This is a genomic window from Candidatus Enterococcus willemsii (genome assembly GCF_009933335.1).
Classification (GTDB): Bacteria; Bacillota; Bacilli; order Lactobacillales; family Enterococcaceae; genus Enterococcus_F; species Enterococcus_F willemsii.
Map to the genome: position 1 here is coordinate 1 of NZ_MAEL01000016.1, position 4,624 is coordinate 4,624.

Here is a 4,624-nt window from a genome sequence, read left to right on the forward strand (position 1 = left end):
CAATTGCTTCATTATTTTGTTCTAACGTAAGCATCAGTGGTTGTGAGTTGTTCTCATGTTCGCCAGGCTCTTCTTTCCATACAAGTTGGTAATTTTGCTGATCATATGAAAATGGAAGAGAAGAGGTACTTGTCGATTCAAATTTTCCTTCTTCCATATGAATGTGGAAGAACATATCACTTCCTGTAATAGGTAGTTGTAAAGGTGAATTCTTATCTATATTCAACCTAAAACTTGCTTGAATATCTTGCGCTTTGGATTCTTCAAGTGAATAGGGCGAGAACCCAAATAATGAGACAAAATTATCATTTTCCTCAACATTTTTGGGCAAAAATGAGAGTGACTTCCAAGCATCTACTTTTTGTAAATAATTGTAGCTTTCGACAATTTTTCTTTTTTCTACTTTAGGGATTTTTCCATTCGGGGCAAGAGTTTGTCCTTTTAACATGTTATTTTGCTTTAATGTTGTTTCGATTTGTTTGTTCTGACTTCTTGTCGCAACTGAAATAGCATCAATATAAGGGAAGATAGACAATAGTGATAGCCCAATGAATAACGCTGGAATCCAATTGTTCTTTGTTTGTTTGAAGTATAGTACAATCGAACAAATAGAGAAGAAAATGAATATTAGCGTAAAATATCGATTATCAGTTAGCCCAAATTCTCGCCATTTAACAATCGAAGAAATTCCTTGCAATACAGAGACAAATAGTAGTAATAGTGGAAAATACTTTTTAAATAAAGTGACGAAAGGTGTGCTTAGTGGTTGACTTAGAATCAATGTGAGCCAGCCACTGATAATATAGCTAATTAAGAAAGGTTCAAGTAGGTTATCTTGCCAGAAATTGCCAGTAATTGACTTGAGGATATACAGCATCAAAATGAGCGTATAAGCAACAAGTAAAGGAATAATAATGTACGAAATGAGGACGGCTAAAAACTTCGAGATAGTTGAAGCACGTTGATAACTTTCGTCTTCGGTCGTACCGGTCGGAAATAAAGGTAACAAAGATAAAAAATACAGTGGGCAAAAACCGCTCCAAACGAAGGTTCCTAAGTAGGAGTAGACATTGCCAGAAATAGGATAAATGAGTAAATTAAATGCACCGACAATTGCCAATAAACCAATTGTTAAGATAAGTGAATACAAAAAAGAAGTGAAGAAAGCTTTAATATAGACAATGAAATTACGAGCGAATCGATCTTCATCCACTTGGATTGTCGGTATCCAAATACTTGCGATGATTAGTACGAAAAACAGAACAGTTGCTTGTACACCAATCTTATAGCTGAATAGTTCTTGCCTGCTTAAATAGAAATAATACAATGCACCAAGGATGCTAGACAAAGCGTATAAGCTCCATTGTATCCAATGTTTGTTAAAAAAACGTTCATAAATTAATTGAGCAACGAGTCCGAATACACTGGTCATAATAAATGCCAATAGTAATTTGTCATTCATGTTTTTTGAAGCGATACCTTGCCAAATAGTAAAAGTAGTAAGTAGCACAACAATCGTAGAAAACCAAAAACGAGAAGTTGCTTGAATAATATTTTGTAATTGGTGCTGGACATTTTTTGTCATGTTCATAAAAAACCACCGCCTTTTCTCTATTATACCATGTTCACTTAAAAGAGGTAGTAGCTAATATATCCAAGAATACCAGCAATACCAGTTAAAATAATCGGATTAACTTTAAAACGCAGGTGAATGAACAATGAACTTAGCAAGATAATACAGGATAGCCAATCAATCTCAAAATGTTGCCAATCAAAGATGGTCGCCATATTAAACACAATTGCGAGCGTCATTGTCACTGAAATTCCAAATAATAGACCAACGGAAGCCAGTTTAATCCAAGTCAGTGCGTGATTCATCATTGGATTTTTACGAATGGTTTGCTCATATTTCATGAACAATGGAACAATAATAATTGATGGCATACTGACTGTGAGTGTCGCGACTAAACCACCTAAGAAACCAACATAATACTGTCCAATGTACGTGGCTGAGTTGATGGCAATTGGTCCGGGAATGAGGGCGTCTAAAGCATTTAAGTCAGCAAATTCAGCAACGGTCATTCCTAAGATTGTAGCTTCTTGATAAATCAGCGCAAGCATCGCATATCCGCCGCCAAAACCTAAGAAGCCAATTTTGAGAAACATTGTAAATAATTGTAGCATTAGTTTTTCTCCTTTTTGATAAATGTCCAGCTAATCCCTAATAGGCCAGCAGCTAAAATAATCCAAGGCGCACCAATCAATTGAAATACAGTTAAACCAAAACAAAGACCAGCAAAAAGGCCATGTAACTTGTTTTGGATACTGTATCGCGCAATTGTATAAGCTGCGGCAAATAAAAATGCTGCAGACGTTGCTCGAACAGCAGTGAGTGCGGTAAGTATTGGTCCATCTTGTGGAATCAGCTGATACAGCAGCGTAGCGATGGTCATTAAGACATAAGCTGGTAAAATAGCACCTATACCAGCAACAAACATACCTGAAGTTCCATTAATTTTCTTCCCAACAAAGCAAGCATTTGTTAAGGCAATTACTCCTGGAAATGTTTGCGACAGGGCTGTGTACTCGTATAAATCGTCTTTTGATATATATTTCTTTTTCTCACAAAGTTCTTTTTCAATCACAGGAAGCATCGCCATTCCTCCTGAAAAAGTAAAGGCACCCGCCAATAAATAAGCTTTAAATAAACTCCAATTTTTTTCCATTTTTTCCCCTCCAATTCATTTATCATAACAAGTCTGGAAGTTGAATAAAAATATATGTATTGTACAATAGGTATAACTATTTAGTTATGAGGTGTCTTATGAATATTCGGCAATTAGAATTATTTTTAGCAATTTGTCAGTATGGTTCGATGAGCGAGGCGGTCAAACATGTCTATATTTCACAACCTGCCTTATCTAAAGCCATCCGCGAACTCGAAGCAAGTATTGGTGTATCGTTATTTGATCGGGTGCATGGACAGTTACGCTTAAACGAATACGGCGAAAATTTTCGACAAAAGGCAACAAAACTTGTATATGAGTTTCGTGAATTAGAAAATTTCAATCAAGAATTGGATGAAATCCCTTTGCGAATTGGGGTTAGTTTAACTTTAGCAAAGCAAACGTTACCTCAAGCGATTCAATTATTTCAAGAAAAATATCCCCAAAAGAAGATAAAAATCTATGCAGAGAACGTGGATCAAATTCAGCGAAGGTTAGAGCGTTACGAAATTGACATGGCATTTACGGAGAGCTTTCGAGAAAATGAGGCATTCCAGTTACAAAAAATTTCAACATATAGATTATTATTGGTGGCCAGTGCTCAATTAAATGTATCACACTTAACGAGCCAAGCATGCACAAATATCGCTTTTTTATTACGGGAAAAAGGTAGTACCTTGCGTGATGGATTGGATAATTTTTTAGAAAGTCAAGGCATACAAGTTGTTCCTTTTATGGAGAGTGTCAATACGGAAGTGTTAATCCAAGCTGCGTTATCGGGACTAGGTATAACTATTTTGCCCGAGCCATTTGCCAGTAGTTATCTTCAAAGTGGCGAATTGGTTGAAGTGACTTTAGCTGGCGCACAGTTTCAAACTATTAATTACGTGGTTACTCGTCATGGGGAGGAGAAAACAAGTTATCAAAACGATTTTCTAACTTGCTTTACACAAATAGAACAGTCCGCACTTAAATTGTGACGGACTGTTTCATCAGCGCATAATTTTTTCGATTGCTTTTCCTTTTGCTAATTCATCCACAATTTTATCTAAATAGCGGATATTTTTCATTAAAGGGTCTTCGATATTTTCAATACGAACGCCACAGATAACACCTTTAATTTGATGTATGTTTGGATGTAAATTAGCTTGGGCGAAAAATTCTGGAAAAGTTTGTGTTCCTTCAATCATCTGTTCAAGTGTTTCTTGGTTAAAGCCGGTTAGCCAGCGAATAATGGTATCTAGTTCTTCTTTTGTTCGTCCCTTCTTTTCAACTTTGGCTAAATAGAGGGGGTATACACTTGCGAAAGTCATTGTTTCAATTCTACTCATTATCATCGTCTCCTTATAAAATTAAGCATAAATCATTTGTGTTTAATTGGCAATAACCAAGGAAAGTTGCAAATAATGAGCATTTATAAGAAAATAATCATGAAAGGGGTTTTTAGATGTTCAAATATCGAGAAATGTTAGCGACAGATTGGAAAGCAGTCTACCATATTTATCGTCAAGGAATGGCGACAGGATTAGCGACGTTTACTGTAGAGAAACTCAGCTATGAAGAGTTTGACAGCGAACGTTTGACTGTCGGTCGATTGGTCGCAGTAGATAATGAAAAAGTTGTTGGTTGGGCAACACTCAAGCAAGCTTATCCAACTATTCCTGAATATCATGGAGTTGCTGAGGTGAGCATTTATATCGATCAAAATTATCAGGGTGTAGGCGTTGCGACTGGTTTATTAAAACAATTAATCACAGTGTCAGAGCAGGAAGGTTATTGGTTACTTGAATCAGATATTTTTGCCAATAATACAGGTAGTATTCGCCTCCATCAAAAATGTGGTTTTCGACAAGTTGGTTATCGAGAGAAAATCGGTAAGGATAATAACGGTATTTGGC

General features: G+C 36.2%; 6 protein-coding genes. 2 read left to right on the forward strand and 4 right to left on the reverse strand.

Features of this window, described 5'->3' with window-relative positions:
• The 3 genes from BAU17_RS02635 to BAU17_RS02645 all read right to left on the reverse strand — a co-directional run.
• Positions 1-1,591 (reverse strand): DUF4153 domain-containing protein (locus BAU17_RS02635; RefSeq protein ID WP_161901269.1); only part of this gene is annotated, 1,591 nt, incomplete at its 3' end.
• 38 nt (positions 1,592-1,629) lie between these two features.
• The gene (locus BAU17_RS02640; RefSeq protein ID WP_161901270.1) at positions 1,630-2,184 is read right to left on the reverse strand and encodes a chromate transporter; all 555 of its coding nucleotides are present in this window, start codon (positions 2,182-2,184) and stop codon (positions 1,630-1,632) included.
• Positions 2,184-2,726 carry a chromate transporter gene (locus BAU17_RS02645; protein ID WP_161901271.1) on the reverse strand — a complete coding sequence of 181 codons (543 nt, stop codon included), beginning with the start codon at positions 2,724-2,726 and terminating at the stop codon, positions 2,184-2,186. Before BAU17_RS02645 ends, BAU17_RS02640 begins: the two co-directional genes overlap by 1 nt.
• A 98-nt stretch (positions 2,727-2,824) precedes the next feature.
• Between BAU17_RS02645 and BAU17_RS02650 the strand changes: the two genes are divergently transcribed.
• A complete protein-coding gene (locus tag BAU17_RS02650; protein ID WP_161901272.1) occupies positions 2,825-3,706 on the forward strand; it encodes a LysR family transcriptional regulator in 882 nt (293 codons plus the stop codon).
• A 12-nt stretch (positions 3,707-3,718) separates the two neighbouring features.
• On the opposite strand, the gene BAU17_RS02655 is transcribed toward BAU17_RS02650, so the two are convergent.
• Positions 3,719-4,057 (reverse strand): DUF2200 domain-containing protein, encoded by a 339-nt coding sequence (locus BAU17_RS02655; protein WP_161901273.1) that lies wholly within the window; start codon positions 4,055-4,057, stop codon positions 3,719-3,721.
• A 116-nt stretch (positions 4,058-4,173) separates the two neighbouring features.
• On the opposite strand from BAU17_RS02655, the gene BAU17_RS02660 reads away from it, so the two are divergent.
• On the forward strand, positions 4,174-4,624 hold a 451-nt coding region (locus tag BAU17_RS02660; RefSeq protein WP_161901274.1), incomplete at its 3' end, for a GNAT family N-acetyltransferase.

What these genes read in the sequence shown, in the direction of transcription:
- BAU17_RS02640 (WP_161901270.1), bottom strand. Translation starts at nt 2,184, where the DNA reads ATGCTACAATTATTTACAATGTTTCTCAAAATTGGCTTCTTAGGTTTT.
- BAU17_RS02645 (WP_161901271.1), bottom strand. Translation starts at nt 2,726, where the DNA reads ATGGAAAAAAATTGGAGTTTATTTAAAGCTTATTTATTGGCGGGTGCC.
- BAU17_RS02650 (WP_161901272.1), top strand. Translation starts at nt 2,825, where the DNA reads ATGAATATTCGGCAATTAGAATTATTTTTAGCAATTTGTCAGTATGGT.
- BAU17_RS02655 (WP_161901273.1), bottom strand. Translation starts at nt 4,057, where the DNA reads ATGAGTAGAATTGAAACAATGACTTTCGCAAGTGTATACCCCCTCTAT.